The organism is Pedobacter sp. SG908 (genome assembly GCF_011759615.1).
Lineage (GTDB): Bacteria > Bacteroidota > Bacteroidia > Sphingobacteriales > Sphingobacteriaceae > Pedobacter > Pedobacter riviphilus.
The window spans coordinates 2,252,463-2,271,120 of record NZ_JAAOYY010000001.1 but is presented as its reverse complement, the minus strand read 5'-3'; the positions used below and the strand labels follow the sequence as shown (position 1 = coordinate 2,271,120).

The following is an 18,658-nucleotide window of genomic DNA, read 5'->3' as shown; positions in this document are numbered from 1 at the left end:
ATTAAACCGTTTGCGTTTTTATGTATCTATTGATTTAACAAACACATAAAAAAACATAACATGAAAAAGGCAATTTTAACAATAGCAATTGCAGTAATGGGATTTACCGCTGCATTTGCTCAAGACACTACAAAGCGGGTAAGACGGGCAATGCCTAAAATGACTGCAGAGCAAAGAGCAGAAAAGGTAACTGCAAGATTAGAGAAACAGCTAAGCTTAACCGCTGATCAAAAAACCAAAATTTATGCCATTGAATTGGAAAACGCAAAGAAAATGGAGGCTTGGAGATCTGCTGATCAAGGTGATATGAAAGGCAAAATGAAAGAACGTAAAGCAGCTATTGATGAGCAAAAAGCTAAAATAGATGGTATTTTAACTGCTGAACAAAAAACTAAAATGGATGCCTTTCGTGCCGAAGCTAAAGAAAAAGGTGAGAAAATGAGAAAAGGATTAGGTAGCAGAGGTAAAAAAGACAAAGCACCTGTAGTCTCTAATCCTCCTGCACAAGGATAAATAGTACAAACATTAATTAATTATATTTTTGAAAGCGTTCCGATTATTCGGGACGCTTTTTTTACTTTTGAGCGATGAGCAAAATTGAACAGTTTATTAGTGATAGACTTCAGGAACGAAAAGATAAGCTTTCGATCAGAAATTTATCAACGAACATCCCTCCTTTTGATTTTTGCTCTAATGATTATTTAGGTTTTGCCAGATCTGGCGAATTAAAAAAAATGATCGATGATGCCCTGGCAGCACTGCCTAATTATCTGAATGGAGCTGGTGGTTCGCGACTGTTAAGCGGAAATACCAAATTTACTGAAGAAACCGAACAGTTTATTGCCAATTTTCATCTGGCTGAAAGCGGATTAATCTTTAACTCCGGTTATGATGCCAACGTTGGGCTACTATCTAGCGTGCCGCAACGTGGCGACACGATTATCGCCGACGAATTGATTCACGCGAGTATTATAGATGGCTGTAGATTAAGCCATGCTACACGTTATAAATTTAATCATAACGATATTAATGATCTTGAAACCAAACTAAAACTAGCAAAAGGAAACATATTTGTAGTGGTAGAAAGTGTTTATTCTATGGATGGAGATATTGCGCCATTAATAGCGGTATCGAATCTCTGCGAGCGCTACAAGGCCAACCTGATTGTAGATGAAGCCCATGCTACAGGCATTTTTGGCACAAATGGCCAAGGATTAATCAATCAACTCAACCTAACTGATCGGGTATTCGCACGCATTGTAACTTTCGGAAAAGCCATAGGCGTACACGGAGCCATTGTTTTAGGAAGCAAAAACTTAAGGCATTACCTTATTAATTTTGCAAGATCGTTCATTTACACCACAGCTGCCCCCATTCATAATATTGTTGCAGTTAGATCGGCATATCAATACTTAAATAAAATTGATCATCAGCTGGTTCACCAAAAAATTGCGTTGTTTAGAAAAACGTTAAAAGAACAAAGCATTAACGCACTCGATAGCAAAAGTACCATTCAGGGTATTTTGTTTTCATCAAACGAAGCAACCAAACTTGCCGCTGCTAACTTGCAAAGCAAAGGTTTTGATGTACGGGCAATATTAAGCCCAACAGTTGCGCTAGGCAAAGAAAGGCTCAGGATCTGCCTTCATGCCTTTAATACCGACGAGGAAATTATCTCGTTGGTTAATCATCTTAAAGAATTACATTAAATGACTAAATATTTTATTACGGGTATTGGAACAGGTATTGGAAAAACATTGATCAGTGCCATTTTAACAGAAAAATTAAAGGCTGATTACTGGAAACCGATCCAATCGGGAGATTTAGATACAAGTGATAGTATCACAATAGATAGTTTAATTAGCAACACACAAACGGTTATCCACCCAGAAAGCTATAGGTTAACGCAGCCCCTTTCGCCGCATTTATCGGCGAGATTAGATGGGATTGAGATTGATCTGAACAAAATCAATACGCCTTTAACAAATAATAATTTAATTATTGAAGGGGCTGGCGGTTTAATGGTACCCTTAAACGAAAAAGAACTGATTATCGATCTGATCAAAAAGCTGGAGGTTGAAGTAATACTGGTTTCACAAAATTATTTAGGAAGCATTAACCACACATTATTGTCAGTCAACCTGCTTAAACAGTACGAAATTCCTATTAAAGGAATCATTTTTAATGGCGATGAGAATGCAGAAACGGAAAGGTTTATTCTTCAATATAGCAAAATAAAAAAGCTAGGTAGTATACCTAGCTTAAAAAATATTGATAAAGAAAAGGTGAAGGCTGCTGGCCAGAATCTTTTCATTTAATCACTTCAGAGAAGTCAATTTTTAAAAATTTGACATCTATTAAATCACATTATTTCTGGGTTAAATAACCAGACTTTTTAAGAAGGTCGGCCCAAACCTGGTATCCGGCAGGAATAAGATGTAAACCATCTTTGGTAAGCTCTGCTTTTAAATGTTTGTCCTGATCGGTAAAATTTGGATACAGATCGATAACCGTTACATTTTTAGCATCAAATTTTCTGATTTCATCGTTTAACCAAAGAATGTGTTCATCTTTACCATAATGGTTTTTAAACTTTTCGAAGGCCGCATTAACAGGCAAAAGTGTATTAAAATATATTTTTGTTTTCTTCGACCCTTTTCTGATTCTGGCAATCATTGTTTTATAATTCCTTAAGATCACGCTATCTGGAATATTCCTGGAAATATCGTTTATACCAATCAGGATGAACACTTTTGCAGGTTTACCATCAATCACGTCTTGCAAACGCTCTAAAACGCCAAAAGTAATATCACCAGAAATCCCTCTGTTTTTTGCTTGTGGAAGATCTAAAAGTTTAGCCCAATCTGTTCCGGCAGTAATGCTGTTACCTAAAAAAACAATATCTTTTTTAGATTTTGGATCGGCTTTAAATTTAGCCACCTGCTCAATATATTTCCCCGGGCGATAGGTGCTGTCCCATTTAACCACCTGAGCCGAAGCTGTTGCGAAGCTTATGGTAAATACAACAGCAGTTACGAATAGCTTATTTAAGAGTGCCTTCATTTTCTATTTTTTTACAAAGTCGAAAATACTATTTTGCCTGAACTAAAATATCAGGGTAATCAGAAATAATACCATCAACATTTAAGGTTTTTAATTTCTGAATATCAGCTAAAGTATTGGCGGTCCAAGGAATGATTTTTACGCCATCAGCATGTGCCTTTTTTACGAACTCTTCGTTCACCATTTGCCAAACCGGACTCAAAATAAAAGGCTTATAGCCTAAATCGGCAATATTTTCTTCATATGTTTTTTTATTGGCAACCAAAAAGGAAGTTTTCATTTTTGGGTATTTCTCATGGATGATCTGAATGGTACGTTTATCGAAAGATTGAATCACCACAAAATCAGTAACCTTTTTCTTTATGATGACGTCCATCAAAAGTTTGACAAATTCTTCAGGTTTAGGATTGGTAATTCCATCACCACTTTCGCTGCATTTAGTTTCAATATTGTAGAAAAACTGTTTGCGTTTATTGGTTTTGATATCGCGTTGAACGGCATCAATTAAATCAGCAAGTAAAGGTAAATACGTTTTTTCCTTTTTTTGCTGAGGAAAAAGATCGTAATATTTGGTGCCCAAGTCGAACTGCTTAATTTCATCGTAATTCATGCCGAAAATCGGATATTTCTTGGCATCTGTTACCGGAATGTCTTTCTCTTCTGGGGTAAGCATAAATGCCGGACTCAGATAATCGTCGTGCGTTACCACGACTTTACCATCTTTAGAAATGTGGGTATCCATTTCCAAAGTGGTAATGCCTTCTATTTTCATGGCGTTTAACATAGCCAAAATAGTATTTTCGGGCATAAGCCCTCTTCCACCACGATGTGCTTCTGCACTAAATACAGGGAATTTAACGTCCTGAGCATTCGATTTTACTGCAAATGCGGATAAAAGAATCAAAATTGCTGTTTTTTTAAGTTTCATATCCAAAAGAGGGATTTTACGGTGGCGTTGAACGTTAACATCCAACGCTATTAATTAATCTACAAGATAATGGTATTACGTGTTACCAATTAACGCGGTTAATTAAATCTATATTAAATTTATAACCAGAGTCATCTGAAAGCATTATTAGGCTTCTATTTCTGCTTCAAATTTTTCTCCAAAACGATCAGTTGCTATTACCTTCACTTTTTTAACTGAAGGCTCAAAATGTGCCAAAAATAAATGATCTGTAGAGATCGGTTCAACAAATGGCCTAGGGTTTGGCAATTTATCTCCTTTATATAATTTAACTGATAAAGGATCAAATCCATCCTGGGTTGTCAAAGTACCCATCGCTTTTCCATCCAAAAAATATTCTACTTTCCATTCAGGATCATAATTCCACACATTGGCTATCAATCTTTTCTGATTGGTTAGGGAATCTACGTAAATGCTCAACTGTTTTTTACGGTCTTCGCCAGTTGATTTGTAGTACCATTTTAAATCTGTTCCATTTACTTCGTAAACACCATAACCGCGCGGTGTGCCGTCGCCACAGATTGGTCCTGTCCACCAACCACCGCATACTGTACCATGATTATGCTCGTAAATACCATTTTTAATTACGTTTTTATTAAAATGGGTGTGACCAGACATAATATGTACGTTTTTGAAATCCTTTAAAATAGCATAAAAATCATCATTGTTTTTTACCGAATTGTGTACCGGAATATGTAGGCATATAATTAATAAAGCATCTTTAGGTACCAATTGTAAATCTTTGGCCAGCCATTCTAACTGTGTTGAGGTAATATACCCATCATAAGTTCTTTCTACACCTAAATAGCGTACGTTGTCTAAAACCACATAGTGGGCCTTTCCCCTATTGAAAGAATAATAAGTTGGGCCATAATGTGCCTGAAAGGTACGGTCAGAGGTATCATCACCACCCAGCCTGTAATCCTGATCATGATTTCCTAATGCCTGGAAAAATGGAATCCCAATTTTGGCAATGGCTTCATCATATGCAGGAAAAAGATCAAAATTATCCCAAACCAAATCTCCAACACCGATTCCATGAACAGGTGTTTTCCCCATTGCTTTTACTACTTCTCTTGTATCAGGAACCGAAGTTTCCATCATTTGCTGAACATCCTTTTTATTCTTCACCTGAGGATCTGCCCAAATGATAAAATTATGTTTGTTATCATTTTGTTTTAGGGGTTTAAGATCGAAATTCAACTTACCAGCGGTATCTGGTTTATAATAATGGCGCGCAATGCTGCTTTCCGTTTTAAACTCGTAACCCGAAGGCGTGCTGATCCAAACAAAACGGGAAAGCTCATGCAGTTTAATTTCATAGTTACCATTTGTATCTGTCTGTACCACGCTGTAGCCATCAGAAATAACCACACCGGCAACAGATTTACCTTTGCTAGTTACCGTTCCGCTTACTAGGCCATCAACAGAAAAAAGCGATGAAGGAAAGGATTTTAAGCTAACAAATAAGGTGGTGGTTAATAAAGTTGATTTTTGTATAAATGATCTTCTATCCATTTTTGCTGAGCACCTATTTTAACTAACAAAGGATAGCATACTACTATCCTTGTTATATTCATTTATTTTTAATTAATTCTTTAAAACAGTAACGCCTGCTCCGGTTTGCAAATCAGAAATAGTAGCAGTTGTAGACATTACAATATTTGTAAGTAATCTACCTTTTTCCCATCTTCCTGTACTTGTTATATATATACCACCAAGTTGGATAAAACCACCTCCACTTGTGCCGGTCTGCTCAACTTGAAAACCTAAGCGATTGGTATTGCTGCCAGCACCAAAGAAGTTTTGCTGTAAGCGAGAAGAAGGATTTATTGTAGTGTAATAATCTGTATTTGTAATTCTATAACCAAGTTCTGGTGGGCCTGCAGCATATACATTTCCAGAATTTGGATTTCCTCCGCCATACATAATCACATCTACTGGCACTGTACTTGCATTAACTGTGGTACCTTCAAAAAGAGCTATACCTGCTACATTACCGCTATTTGCTAATAAATTTGTGTTTTTAGTTCCAAAGTTTGCGCCATCATTATTTGCATAATCTACTGCGGCCACCCAGTTTGCTGATGAAATATTTGTTGAGCCAAAACCCCATATCAATTTGCTGTAACCGCCAACATAAATAAAATCACCTTTTTTAGCAGTACCAGATGTAATGTTAATTTTATAGGTACGTACCCCACCAGTTGCCCATCCATTTGCAGGAGCCGGATTTGCAGAACCTGCATTATTAGTAGTAACTAAAGAGTATGGAGTAACTGAAAAATCGATATCTTTTGTTGCCAATAATTGTACATATTCATATGCTCCCTTTTGAGTTCCGCTAGTTACAGCTTCACTCCCTCCGGGATTGGTTAAGTAGCCAGAAATAATTATTGGAGAAGGCTTTACTAATGGCAAGGCAAATACATCATTCGCATTACGCACCCATAAAGAAAGCTGGGGCTGGTTGTTTTGTGTTTTAAAATATGCAACTCCAGTAAAATTTGCAGCAGAAGGTAATTGATTACCAGAAAAATTGGCTGTAGCTTCGGTATGTAGTCTTGCTTTACCAAAACCGTCATTAATGGTTTTATCGCCAGAAAAAGTATCGCCCTGTATCGGCTCGGGTTCTACTACGGTATTACTTACGGTAACCAATGTGTTTTCGTACACTAAAGGTTGAGCTATTAAATTAGCAATATTTACAACTGGCACTTTAATGTTTTTACCAGAAGCAATTTTGTTAACTGCGGTGCTATTTACACCTTCAATTTGAAGCACACCATCTACACGCTTTAAAATCCCACCTTCTACTTTAATGTGCACCGAATCGCCTACTGTGTATTTAGCTGCATCTGCACCAATATTTATGGCTATCCCTCGTACCGAGTCAATACCATTACCAACAATTCTTGAGTTTTGAACAACTAATAAATTTTTTGGTGTATTCCCCGCCACAAAATCAGATATTACTACTCCTTTTATAGAGGAGGCACCTTTCATAACAGTTGTATTAAGTACCAAATCGGTTTCTTTATAAGATTTCTTTAAATCAAAATTAGAGATAAAAGGACTTATTGTACCTAATACAAATTCATCTTTTTGTTTATCACATCCTATGATTAATATAGATGCAATAACAGCGAAAGCATTTATATATTTTAATGTATTTTTCATATTAATTTAGCTTAAAATTAAGGTTTTTGCCACCAAACTTGTGTACTGATTGCATCGGCACCTTGCGTCGCTACCGCATTTTTATAATTGGTAGGATTTGCTGATTGAGTAACCACTGGATAAAATAACCGGGCAGGCATTATCCCATTGTTAAGCAAACCTAAACCTTTTGGCAAAATTGGGTATGCACTACGACGGTATTCGAACCATTGCTGAAAATCGACCAAAAACAATGCATAATATTTTTGTTGATGGATTAACAACATTTTACTCATTGTGTTAGGCGATGCGCTGTTTAATGGTAATGCATTATTCCATTCAATGTCAGCTGCATTAACATAAGCAGTTACTGCTGGATCGGTTGCACCGCCAGTCATTACCGTAGGTAACCAATAATTTATCGCATCTGCAATTCCTTTGTAATAATAAGTTTGGGCACTTCCACTTATCCATCCTTTGGCGGCTGCTTCTGCTAAAATAAAATCTACTTCGGCAGCATTCATAATTATCCCTGTATAAGGATCGGTTTGAAGAGATAAAACTGCATTATCACTTGCCGAATAAAAACTAGATTGTTTTGCAGGCTCGTTACCTGGTACATAACCACTTGGCACACCTGCATATCCATTAGTACCTGGCCTAATACGGAAACGATTAATACCACTTGTACCGTAAGATTGAAGAATGCGGGGGTCATTCCATACTACCAGATTATTTATAAAAAACTCACCAAGTGCAGGCACGTAAAAATCATTAACGCGTACATTTGCCATAAAGGGTGATGTAAGTAATGCATTGCTTACATTAGAACCTGTCCATTGTAATTTAGCTGTATGCTGATTATTGACCATGATTGGATAATTAGCAGAATTAACATCAATGATATCCTTTATTTTAGCAATAACAGTTGGTGAAACTTCGGCTTTGCCCGATACGCGAAGCAATAATCTTAAATACAGTGAATTACCTAATCTACGCCATTTACTTACATCTCCGTAAAAAACAGGATCGCTGGTAACAACAATTGGTGTTCCATCTTTCAATAAATTATTAGCCTGTTCAAGTTTCTCAAACATTCCTAAATAAATATCTTTTTGCTTATCAAAAACCGGTTGGTAATTACCTTCTTTTCCTTTATTAGCTTCTGTAAAAGGTACATCGCCATAAGTATCTGTAAGTAAAGAATATATCCAAGATTGTATGATAAGAGAAATACCTTGATATGATTTATTTAATTTTTCTGGTTTACTCGCAATATTCTGAATATCAACAATATTGGTTAAATTTAAATACCAATTGTTCCATGTGTTATCAGCAGCGCTTCGTCTAATATCATATCTAAACGTTTTTCCTTCAGCATCGCCTAAATCAACAGTAACCTGCATTAACTCGTTATTAAAGTTACGGTTACGCAACATATTGGTGGACATTAGGTTTACTAATGTTGGCGCCAATAGCTGATCGGCATTTACTTCTGTTTTTCCAAGCGGATCAGTATTAACTTCATTAAAATCTTTTGTGCAAGAGAGTGTTGATAAACTCAATCCTGCCAGGATGATATATATAATAATGTTTTTATTCTTTCTCATAACTATAATTTTTATAAACCAACAACTAAACGCACTCCATAATTTCTTGTAGAGGGAAGTTGACCGGTTTCAAACCCTTGTTGAATATCTGAGCCAGCTAAAGTTCCAAACTCTGGATCGAATGCAGGCCAAGGTGACCAAATGAACAGATTACGACCGTAAGCGCCTACTGTTAGTTTACTAAAGCCAATTCTGCTCAGGAATTTCTTATTAAAAGCATAAGTAATATTTGCTTCTCTGAATTTTAAATAATCTGTACTAAAAATACTTCCTTCTGCTTGGTTGTAATATAATGAATTGTAATATCCCTCTATATCTGTAGCAATAATATCGTTTTTACGATAGGTACCTCCACCGTTATCTACAACTCCATCACCAATTATACCATTATATCTACCAGGTAAAGTAATTGTTGACTTACCCAATGAAGCCATACGGGCAAAAGTAAACGAGTGACCAACAGCACCTAATTGTGCATCGAATAAAACACTCATACTTACTTGTTGATAGGTTACACCAGTACCAAAACTAAACCTAAATTTAGGTAAAGTATTACCTAAATATTTTACTTCTGCAGTTGGTTTGGCATAGCCTGTTACTGCATCAAAAATTATCTGACCATCAGGAGAACGTAAAAAGCCAGTTCCATACAAATCTCCCATACTGCCGCCAACTGCCGCAACCACTTGCCCCGAGTTGCCAAAACCACCTGTACGCAAAATTACCGAGCTATCTGCTAATTCTTTAATTTCGTTACGGTTAGCGCTAAATGTACCATTCAATGTCCATGTAAATTTCTTAGTTTTTAATGGCGTAGCATTAACTGACATTTCTAAACCTTTGTTATTTACTCTACCAACATTAAAAATACCAATATCATAACCCGATGATTTATCGAGTACACGACTAAGTATTTGATTTTTTGTATTACCACTATAAACGGCAACATCAAAATTTAACCTGTTTTTAAATAATTTCAAATCCAATCCCAATTCAATGGTTGTCGTCATTAATGGTTTTAAATCTGGATTTGGTAAAATCCTTGGGTTCGTCATTGCATTGCCAGGGTAAACACCATTGGCAGCTATTAAGTAGTTGTAAGCAGTACGATAAGGAGTTGTACTACCACTTCCTACTTGTGCATAAGATGCTCTTAACTTTGCAAAACTTATTGCTTTTGGCATTTCCCAAAAATCTGACGCTACAAAAGCTAAACTCGCCGATGGATAAGAAAAACCAACATTATCTTTTCTTGTTAAAGTAGCCAATGTACTGTTCCAATCCTGACGGATAGTTAAATCTAAAAATAAATAGTTTTTGTAAGCCAGCGATGTCATTGCATAAAGACTGTTAATTCTATAACGGGCGGTATCTGGCACATAAACCAATTTGTTAATGTTATTGGTTAAGCTATAATACCCTGGTATTTTTAAACCATCTGCACGGGTTTCTAACTTACTATATTCGTTACGCATTTGGCTACCTCCAACACTTGCTGATAAATTAAAATCTTTTGTTAGTTTTTTATCGTACTTCAACATAAAATCGGCATTAATTTCATACGATTTAATATCAGCTACACGATAAGATCCTTGTGCAAACATACCGCCTGATGAAGTATCCCAAGGACGCATGGTTTCACGTCTATCTTTATTATAATCTCCAGATGCACGCACCATTAAACTCAATTCATCAGTAAATTTATAGGTAGCTTGTATATTTCCTAACCAGCCGTTACGTTTTTGTCCATTTAAATACTGTTCTGAAATAGCATAAGGGCCTTCCGGAAAAGAGGTTGTTAAATTTACAAACTGTTGTAGTTCTTTACCTGGAGCCCAATAATCCCGGTACCAATCTGGATTAATGTTAGGCTGTGCAAACATAAACCAATACATTAACGATTGATTGCCATAACCTGTGGCAGGCAAATTATCACTGTTCCTGTTACTATATTGTACTTTTAAATTTAAGCTTAATCTTTTGGTAATATTCGTATTCGCGTTTAGCGAAACATTTGTTCTTTCCATACCGGTATTCGGTACAATCCACTCATTATTACCGTGGCTTGCCGAGAAACGAAGACCTACTTTTTTAAGTGTTCCATCTAAACTAACCGAATTGGTAGATTCGAAACCTGTGATAAAAAAACCATCAACAGGGTCTCCATAGCCTACCCATGGTGTTTTGGTTAAGCCTTTTGCTTTAGTTGCAGGATCATATTGGAAAAACATATATCCATCAGCGAAAGCCGGGCCATAAGTTGAACTTGTATTACCTGTACCAAATTGATAACTTGTAGTACCATCTGTACCGGCTCCAAATTCATTTTGTCTGGCAGGACCACGATTAACATCCTCCCAAGAGCTATTAGAAGTAAAAGAAATTCCTAACTTCTTTTTATTTTTATTAGCTGATTTAGTTGTAATCATAACCGCTCCATTGGCGCCTCGTTGCCCATAAAGTGCAGAAGCTGCGGGACCTTTTAACACCGTTACGCTCTCAATATCATCAGGATTTAAATCATTAATACCACTACCAAAATCTACCGGCATAATATCGCCCGATGTTCCGTATACTCCACCGCCCGTTGCTGCAGTACGCCTTGAGCTGCTACTTGCTACTACTCCATCAATCACAATAAGCGCCTCATTATCCCCGGTAAGATTGTTCTCGCCCCTTAAAATAATCTTATTAGAACCCGCGGGTCCACTGTTTCTAACAAGATTTAATCCGGCAACTTTTCCAGATAATGCGTCTGTCCAGTTGCTTGATATTGCATCGGTGAGTTGTGTGCTATCAACCTTTGTTACGGCATAACCCAATGCTTTTTCTTCACGTTTTATTCCTAGTGCCGTAACTACCACTTCGCTTAACTGGCTGGTAGATGAAGCCAACCTTATTGTTGCATTGTTTTCGTTATTATTAAACGTTTTCCGCAAGGTTGTATACCCCACCATATTATATAAAACGGTTGTTCCTTTAGCAATAGTGATGATATAATTTCCTTTCTCGTTGGTTACCCCTAAAAATTTTTTATTGTTATCCGTTATCGTGGTTCCAATTAATATTTGTCCGTCCTGGTCATCTAACACAGTACCTTTAATTACAATATTTTGCGCAGGAGTTTGTGCAAAACTTTCGTTAATACAAATTAATTGTAGCAGCATAACACAAACTAAAAAACTAAAGCGTTTTAGTTTGCCCTTAAAAAAAGTTCGACTTTTCGTTTGGTGATTATGAGGGCTACTTTGCTTTACATGCAGAACGCAATGATGCCACGAAATCTGTTGAGTAAAATTTTTGATCATAATTATTATAGTATATCCGGTTAGTAATGGGGTTCATATGTGCGATTTATTTTGTCCGGATTTGCGGGCAAAGTAAGTCTGTTTATGTTAAAAATATATTAAGCAAACATTAACGTATTAAAAAGCAACCTAAATATATTGCGATTTATTTGGTTTTACTTACTATATATTTCGTTAATTAAAATTAACAAAACAAATCGAAACTAAAAACAATAAAATAAATCAGCAAGAAATATTTTTTAATTGAATGTTTAAACAGACAGAAATATTGATGATCGCAAAAAGAATTGGATAACTAAGTTATACTAAATAAAGCAAAAAATAGAATATTTAGCTATAAATAAAGAAAAAGGAGGCAATGCCTGATTAAATCATTGACACAAGGGAGGTACGTAATAATTTTATTACAAGGTATGGTGCCAGGAAAATAAATAGAGCAACAAAACGAAACATCCTGTTGTAACATTTATATATCAACCAAAACCGAAAGATAAAGAAACATGACTAACCTATCTTTGCGTACTCAAATACATGCTTCATGTAAAGTTTACGTAAAGAGAATGTCCGTTCCAGCGCGATTAAGATAATCACCGGAAATATTAAAAAACCAAGCAGGTTTAAAGCGTAGAAAAAATAGCCAAAGATTAATATCAATCTGAAACATTCGAGGTAATAAATCCATTTGCGCTGCTCTAATAAAGCACCGATATTGATCAGGGTAACCAGGATAAAAATCAATATGGCAGTTTTGTGTACTAAGGTTAGCGATTCGTAAAACATGGTAGTACCTGTAAGCATTGCTACCACCATTATCAGCTGGATATTCAGATAGATTTTAAACTTTGGTTTAGGCTTTGTCTCATCTTGTATTTTATTCTGATAATAACGTTCTTCCAAAATCGGCCTGATATTCTGGTCCATTAAAGCCGGACTACCAAAAACAGCATCCCATTTTGCCTTAAATCCATTTGCCCGCCTGTAAGCTTCTGCTATCTCCAAATAATAATGGAAATGTTGCCATAAAAAACTATAACTCTTAATGGGATGTGTTAGGCCGTATTTTGGAGCTTCTTCTTCCTTTTGGAAAGTACCGAAGAGTTTATCCCAAAAAACAAATACATCACCATAGTTTTTATCGAGGTATTTCTCATCCGATGCATGGTGAACGCCGTGTAAAGATGGTGTAATGAATATATTTTCGAGCCAGCCCAGTTTACCAACCAATTGTGTATGTGTAAAGAACGAATAAGCACCATGCGCCAGAAGAATGGTAATAATCATATTCGGATGAAAACCGATCAGTGGCAGGATGCACCAGAACACATTACGGAAAATGGCCTGTATCGTGGTAATCCGAGCTGCTGCAGATAAATTAAACTCTTCGCTCTGGTGATGAACAATGTGTGCCGCCCATAAAAAATTGATCTCATGCCCCAACCTGTGGTACCAGTACCAAACCAGATCGGTAGAAAGCAATAAAAGTATCCATACATACCATTTGGTAGGAATGTCAAAAATAGCATAGCTCGCATACACCCAATTATAAACCTGGTAAAAACTGGCCGCAATAAATAAGTTGAGTAACCTTTCAGCAATACCTACACTAAAATTTGCAACCGTACTCTCATATTTGAAAATTTTCGCTTTTTTTTGATGTTGGGCGATCTTAAACTCAATAAATACAAAAATAAAAAATGCTGGTATAGCAAATGCAAGGTAGTTTACCGTCATAACTGTAGTGGTCTTTTTTAGTTTAACGGAACAAACATAAATATATTCTATTAAATACATAGATTTTATAGAATATATTATTACACCTAAATTACTTCGATCTTCATTTTATGTTTGTTGTTTTAATTTATTTGTAGAACTTCGAAATTATAAATACACCATTATGGCTACAGATAAAAAAGCTGAAAACAACAATATATTATCCATTGATATAGGCGGCACAAGCATTAAAACGGTTCTTTTGGATGAAAGTGGAAATATGCTTACCGAATATTTAAAAAGCAAAACCCCACCAGAAGCTACTCCAAAAGACATTGTTTCTGGAATTATTGAGTTGATTAAGCCTTTTCCTGTTAGCTACAACCGTGTATCGATCGGTTTTCCGGGTTATGTTAAAAACGGAATTGTTAAAACCGCCCCTAACCTGGCAAAAAACAAATGGGCAGATGTTGATCTCGCTCAGCGTGTAGCCAATGAGTTAGGTAAACCAGTACGTTTGGTAAACGATGCAGATCAGCAAGGCTTAGGTGTGGTTGAGGGCAAAGGATTTGAAATTGTTTTTACAGTAGGTACAGGTTTTGGAACGGCTTTACTATTCGATGGAGAATTACTGCCGCATTTAGAACTCGCACATTTCCCGATCAATAAGGAAGAAGACTACGATGATTATATCGGAAATAAGGCTTTCGAAAAAATTGGAACTGAACGTTGGAATAAAAGGCTCAAAAAAGTAATCGAAATCTACAAAACGGTTTTCAATTATGACACCTTATATATTGGTGGTGGCAATTCTAAACAAATAGATTTTAAACTGGAAAGCAATATTAAAATTGTAACCAACAGAGACGGCATTAAAGGTGGCGCAAAACTCTGGAAACTGGCCGACAAGTACAACATCTTTACTGTTGAGCCTAAAAAATAATTAATCTTTATTACAATCTTTTAACAACAATAGCTGCAATATTAATTTGTAAACCCTAATTTTGGGTACATTATAAAAAATAAAAAATGGCAAATAACGATTCAAAAAAATATAAATTGGGAATGATCGGTTTAGGCACCATGGGCCGGAACTTATTATTAAACATGGCTGATAAAGGCTTCTCTGTAACTGGTTACGATAAAGACAGAAAAATGATCTCGAAACTTGAAGAAGAAGGCAAGAAGCACAACTTAGAAGGATTTGACGATATTGAAAGCTTTATTTCTAGCTTACAAACACCACGTACATTAATCTTATTAGTACCAGCCGGACCGATTGTAGATAGCGTTATTGCAGAATTAAAACCGCTTTTAAGCAAAGGCGATATTATTATCGATAGTGGAAACTCACATTTTACCGATACAAACCGCCGTGTTGACGAACTGGAGAAAGATGGCTTACATTTCTTCGGAATGGGCATTTCTGGTGGTGAAGAAGGAGCACGTTTTGGTCCGAGTATGATGCCAGGTGGCGATAAACAAGCTTATAGCGTAGTTAAAGATGTTTTTGATGCCGTAGCTGCAAAAGTTGGAACCGATCCTTGTGTAACTTACATTGGCCCTGGTGCTTCTGGCCATTTTGTTAAAATGGTACATAACGGAATCGAATATGCCATAATGGAGCTTATTGCCGAAGTTTATGGCATCCTTAAAAATGGATTGGGTTATACCAACGAAGAAATATATAAGGTATTCAAAAAATGGAACGAAGGCAGGTTACAATCTTTCTTATTAGAAATTACTGCCGAAATCTTCCTTGTTAAAGATACTGAAACACAAAATGATCTTTTAGATCAGATCAAAGATGAAGCACGTTCAAAAGGTACTGGGAAATGGACATCAGAGGTTTCGATGGAACTTCAGTTACCTGTACCAACCATTAACGAGGCTGTTTCTAACCGGGATTTATCTAAATTCAAAAAACTAAGAGTTTCTTTAGAAGAAGCATTCGGGAAAAAAGACACCAAAATTGCTGTTACCATTGATGAACTGGAAGATGCTTTTTACTTCTCTATGATTAGTGCTTATGCACAAGGAATGCATTTATTGGTTCAGGCATCAAAAGAATACCAATACAACTTACAGTTACAGGAAATTGCCAAAATCTGGCGTGGAGGCTGTATCATCAGGGCTAAATTTTTGGAAGATATTTATCAGGCTTATGATAAAAACAATTCTCTGGAACATTTATTCGGTGATGCTGGCATCCAGAATATCATTAAAGGCACTTTAGCAGGCACACGCAAAACAATCAGTGCATGTATCAATTCTGGCTTAGGCATTCCTGCATTTGCATCTACCCTAACCTATTTCGATACCATTACCACAGCTAGAATGCCATCTAACTTAATCCAGGCACAAAGAGATTTCTTTGGTGCACACACTTTCGAGCGCATTGATAAAGACGGTGTTTTCCACGCTGATTGGAATAAATTATCATAAACCTATTAGATTCACGAACAAGAACATAAAATGAAAACCAAAACCGCATTAAACCCTACCATTTTTGTAATATTTGGTGGAACAGGTGATTTAAACAAAAGAAAATTAGCACCTGCCCTATATAACTTGTTTATAGAGGGTTACATGCCAGATAAGTTTGCCGTTATTGGTACCGGTAGAACCGAATTTACCGACGATAGCTACAAAGCTGCTTTAGAAGATGCTGTAAACCAGTTTTCACGCAGCGGAAAAGTAAAAAAAGATAAATGGGACGATTTTGGAAAAACTATGAGTTACTGTCCTACCGATTTTGCTCAGCCAAAAACTTTCGAAAACCTTAAGGCAACTGTAGAAAAATACCAAAAAGACTTTGGTGCTGGTACGCAGGTAATTTTCTACCTGGCTGTTGCGCCTAACTTCTTCCCTATTATTGCCGAGTGTTTGCAGAAATATAAACTTACGCAAGATGAAGATAACAGCCGCATCGTTATTGAGAAACCTTTCGGTCATGATTTAGAATCTGCAAAAGAACTGAATACATTATTGAGTACCATTTTTACCGAAAAACAGATCTATCGTATCGATCATTACTTAGGTAAAGAGACCGTTCAAAATATGATGGCTTTCCGTTTTGCCAATGCATTGTTCGAGCCGTTATGGAATAGATCTTATATCGATCACGTTCAAATTTCGGTAACCGAACAGTTAGGTGTGGGCGATCGTGGAGGTTATTATGAAGGTTCTGGCGCTTTGAGAGATATGATTCAGAATCACTTGTTGCAATTGCTTTGTTTGGTTGGAATGGAAGCACCAATTAATTTTGATGCCGATGAAATCAGAAATCGTAAGGTTGAGGTTTTAAGAGCGATGCGTCCTTTTTCTGCAGAAGATATCCGTTTTCATACTGTTCGCGGTCAATATAGTAAAGGCTGGGTTGAAGGTAAGGAAGTACCTGGATACCGTCAGGAAAAAGGTGTTGATACACATTCTAATACTGAAACTTTTGCTGCTGTTAAATTCCATATCGATAACTGGAGATGGCAAGGAATTCCTTTCTATTTAAGAACTGGAAAACGCTTAAATCAGACTTCATCTCTAATTACCATTCAGTTTAGAGATGTGCCTCATCAGATTTTCTCATCAGGTGTAACCGAAAACTGGCAACAAAACAGGTTAGTAATCAGTATACAGCCTGAAATGAGTATCCGTATGCAGGTACAGGCTAAAAGACCTGGATTGGATATGGTATTGAATCCTGTTGATATGGTTTTCGATTATAAAGGAACTTACGAGGGCGATACCCCTGAGGCCTACGAAACCTTATTATTAGATGCCATGATGGGCGATCAAACCTTGTTTATGCGTGGCGATCAGGTAGAAACAGCATGGGAGTTGGTAATGCCGATCTTAAATACCTGGGAAAGTAAAAAATCAATCAACTTTCCTAATTACCCTGCCGATAGTTGGGGACCAGAAGAAGCTGAAGCACTTATTGCAAGAGATGGTTTCCACTGGTTTAACCTACCATTGAAGAATAAGGAATAATATTAGGTTAATGGCCCAATAGCATTACAGCCATAAGCGGATTGTCATTCTGAGCCTGTCGAAGAACTTAACGATCGGTGTTTCGACAAGCTCAACATGACATTAATTAATAAGTTATAAAATGAATCTACTCATATATAAAACATTAGAAGAACTTAACCAGGACCTGGCAGATTATGTCATCAAGATTGCAGAAATGTCTATCGAAGAAAACGACCGTTTCAATTTCGTTTTAACTGGCGGTAGTTCTCCTAAAGCACTCTATCATCTTCTGGCTACAGAAGGCCAGCACAGAATTGATTGGGAAAAAGTATATTTCTTCTTTGGCGATGAGCGCAACGTTCCGGCTAATGACGATAACTACAACGGATTAATGGCCAAGAAAACCATTTTAGATCCACTAGGTATTAAAGAAGATCATATTTTTTACGTTGATACCACTTTGGCTCCAGAAAAAGCAGCTATCGAATATAAAAAAGCAATCGACAAGCATTTTAATGGTGAAGATATTGTTTTCGATTTGATCCTTTTAGGTATGGGTGATGATGCGCATACGGCTTCAATTTTTCCGCATACCACGTTAGTTAAGGACAAAGAAGTAAACATAGCAGCGGTGTATGTAGAAAAATTAGATACTTACCGCATTAGCTTTACCGCACCGTTAATTAACAAAGCAGATAACGTCGCTTTCCTGGTGTTTGGAGAGAATAAGGCAGAAGCGCTGAAACATGTTATCGGTGATACCGAAAAAAATGTTGACTTATACCCTTCTCAGTTAATCGATCCGATTGATGGTAAATTAACCTGGTTTACAGATGAGGCTGCAACAAAATTATTAGAAGATTAAAAAA

General features: G+C 36.5%; 14 protein-coding genes. 7 read left to right on the top strand and 7 right to left on the bottom strand.

Annotation, left to right across the window (positions count from 1 at the left end; translation table 11 throughout):
- Positions 1-60 precede the first annotated feature (60 nt).
- The 3 genes from FHT21_RS09230 (at position 61) to bioD (ending at position 2,318) form a co-directional block, all read left to right on the top strand.
- On the top strand, positions 61-513 hold the full coding sequence (locus FHT21_RS09230) for a hypothetical protein (protein WP_167294391.1): 453 nt from the start codon (positions 61-63) through the stop codon (positions 511-513).
- 74 nt (positions 514-587) lie between these two features.
- The gene (locus FHT21_RS09225; RefSeq protein ID WP_167294390.1) at positions 588-1,709 is read left to right on the top strand and encodes a pyridoxal phosphate-dependent aminotransferase family protein; all 1,122 of its coding nucleotides are present in this window, start codon (positions 588-590) and stop codon (positions 1,707-1,709) included.
- On the top strand, positions 1,710-2,318 hold the full coding sequence (gene bioD, locus FHT21_RS09220; RefSeq protein ID WP_167294389.1) for a dethiobiotin synthase: 609 nt from the start codon (positions 1,710-1,712) through the stop codon (positions 2,316-2,318).
- Positions 2,319-2,367: 49 nt separating this feature from the next.
- On the opposite strand, the gene FHT21_RS09215 is transcribed toward bioD, so the two are convergent.
- The 7 genes from FHT21_RS09215 to FHT21_RS09185 all read right to left on the bottom strand — a co-directional run bounded on the left by FHT21_RS09215 (position 2,368) and on the right by FHT21_RS09185 (position 13,898).
- The gene (locus FHT21_RS09215; protein WP_167294388.1) at positions 2,368-3,063 is read right to left on the bottom strand and encodes a GDSL-type esterase/lipase family protein; all 696 of its coding nucleotides are present in this window, start codon (positions 3,061-3,063) and stop codon (positions 2,368-2,370) included.
- A 28-nt stretch (positions 3,064-3,091) separates the two neighbouring features.
- Positions 3,092-3,991 (bottom strand): glycerophosphodiester phosphodiesterase family protein, encoded by a 900-nt coding sequence (locus FHT21_RS09210; RefSeq protein ID WP_167294387.1) that lies wholly within the window; start codon positions 3,989-3,991, stop codon positions 3,092-3,094.
- 147 nt (positions 3,992-4,138) lie between these two features.
- Positions 4,139-5,548: a calcineurin-like phosphoesterase family protein gene (locus FHT21_RS09205; RefSeq protein WP_167294386.1), complete on the bottom strand. Its 1,410-nt coding sequence runs from the start codon at positions 5,546-5,548 to the stop codon at positions 4,139-4,141.
- A gap of 72 nt (positions 5,549-5,620) precedes the next feature.
- Positions 5,621-7,210 carry a DUF5689 domain-containing protein gene (locus FHT21_RS09200; protein WP_167294385.1) on the bottom strand — a complete coding sequence of 530 codons (1,590 nt, stop codon included), beginning with the start codon at positions 7,208-7,210 and terminating at the stop codon, positions 5,621-5,623.
- A 17-nt stretch (positions 7,211-7,227) separates the two neighbouring features.
- A complete protein-coding gene (locus tag FHT21_RS09195; RefSeq protein ID WP_167294384.1) occupies positions 7,228-8,799 on the bottom strand; it encodes a SusD/RagB family nutrient-binding outer membrane lipoprotein in 1,572 nt (523 codons plus the stop codon).
- 11 nt (positions 8,800-8,810) lie between these two features.
- On the bottom strand, positions 8,811-11,966 hold the full coding sequence (locus tag FHT21_RS09190; protein WP_167294383.1) for a SusC/RagA family TonB-linked outer membrane protein: 3,156 nt from the start codon (positions 11,964-11,966) through the stop codon (positions 8,811-8,813).
- Between the two features lie 645 nt (positions 11,967-12,611).
- Positions 12,612-13,898, bottom strand: coding sequence for a sterol desaturase family protein (locus tag FHT21_RS09185; RefSeq protein WP_243853938.1), 1,287 nt, complete (start codon positions 13,896-13,898; stop codon positions 12,612-12,614).
- A 103-nt stretch (positions 13,899-14,001) separates the two neighbouring features.
- On the opposite strand from FHT21_RS09185, the gene FHT21_RS09180 reads away from it, so the two are divergent.
- The 4 genes from FHT21_RS09180 (at position 14,002) to pgl (ending at position 18,654) form a co-directional block, all read left to right on the top strand.
- Complete coding sequence (locus tag FHT21_RS09180) at positions 14,002-14,760, top strand: ROK family protein (protein ID WP_167294382.1); 759 nt, start codon at positions 14,002-14,004, stop codon at positions 14,758-14,760.
- 86 nt (positions 14,761-14,846) lie between these two features.
- Positions 14,847-16,262, top strand: a complete 1,416-nt coding sequence (gndA, locus tag FHT21_RS09175; protein WP_167294381.1) for an NADP-dependent phosphogluconate dehydrogenase — start codon at positions 14,847-14,849, stop codon at positions 16,260-16,262.
- A 30-nt stretch (positions 16,263-16,292) separates the two neighbouring features.
- Positions 16,293-17,807 carry a glucose-6-phosphate dehydrogenase gene (zwf, locus tag FHT21_RS09170; RefSeq protein ID WP_167294380.1) on the top strand — a complete coding sequence of 505 codons (1,515 nt, stop codon included), beginning with the start codon at positions 16,293-16,295 and terminating at the stop codon, positions 17,805-17,807.
- A gap of 121 nt (positions 17,808-17,928) precedes the next feature.
- A complete protein-coding gene (gene pgl / locus FHT21_RS09165; RefSeq protein ID WP_167294379.1) occupies positions 17,929-18,654 on the top strand; it encodes a 6-phosphogluconolactonase in 726 nt (241 codons plus the stop codon).
- Positions 18,655-18,658: the final 4 nt, after the last annotated feature.

Excerpts from the sequence above, each read along its gene's own strand:
- FHT21_RS09230 (WP_167294391.1), top strand. The coding sequence starts at position 61 with ATGAAAAAGGCAATTTTAACAATAGCAATTGCAGTAATGGGATTTACC.
- FHT21_RS09225 (WP_167294390.1), top strand. The coding sequence starts at position 588 with ATGAGCAAAATTGAACAGTTTATTAGTGATAGACTTCAGGAACGAAAA.
- bioD (WP_167294389.1), top strand. The coding sequence starts at position 1,710 with ATGACTAAATATTTTATTACGGGTATTGGAACAGGTATTGGAAAAACA.
- FHT21_RS09215 (WP_167294388.1), bottom strand. The coding sequence starts at position 3,063 with ATGAAGGCACTCTTAAATAAGCTATTCGTAACTGCTGTTGTATTTACC.
- FHT21_RS09210 (WP_167294387.1), bottom strand. The coding sequence starts at position 3,991 with ATGAAACTTAAAAAAACAGCAATTTTGATTCTTTTATCCGCATTTGCA.
- FHT21_RS09205 (WP_167294386.1), bottom strand. The coding sequence starts at position 5,548 with ATGGATAGAAGATCATTTATACAAAAATCAACTTTATTAACCACCACC.
- FHT21_RS09200 (WP_167294385.1), bottom strand. The coding sequence starts at position 7,210 with ATGAAAAATACATTAAAATATATAAATGCTTTCGCTGTTATTGCATCT.
- FHT21_RS09195 (WP_167294384.1), bottom strand. The coding sequence starts at position 8,799 with ATGAGAAAGAATAAAAACATTATTATATATATCATCCTGGCAGGATTG.
- FHT21_RS09190 (WP_167294383.1), bottom strand. The coding sequence starts at position 11,966 with ATGCTGCTACAATTAATTTGTATTAACGAAAGTTTTGCACAAACTCCT.
- FHT21_RS09185 (WP_243853938.1), bottom strand. The coding sequence starts at position 13,898 with ATGTATTTAATAGAATATATTTATGTTTGTTCCGTTAAACTAAAAAAG.
- FHT21_RS09180 (WP_167294382.1), top strand. The coding sequence starts at position 14,002 with ATGGCTACAGATAAAAAAGCTGAAAACAACAATATATTATCCATTGAT.
- gndA (WP_167294381.1), top strand. The coding sequence starts at position 14,847 with ATGGCAAATAACGATTCAAAAAAATATAAATTGGGAATGATCGGTTTA.
- zwf (WP_167294380.1), top strand. The coding sequence starts at position 16,293 with ATGAAAACCAAAACCGCATTAAACCCTACCATTTTTGTAATATTTGGT.
- pgl (WP_167294379.1), top strand. The coding sequence starts at position 17,929 with ATGAATCTACTCATATATAAAACATTAGAAGAACTTAACCAGGACCTG.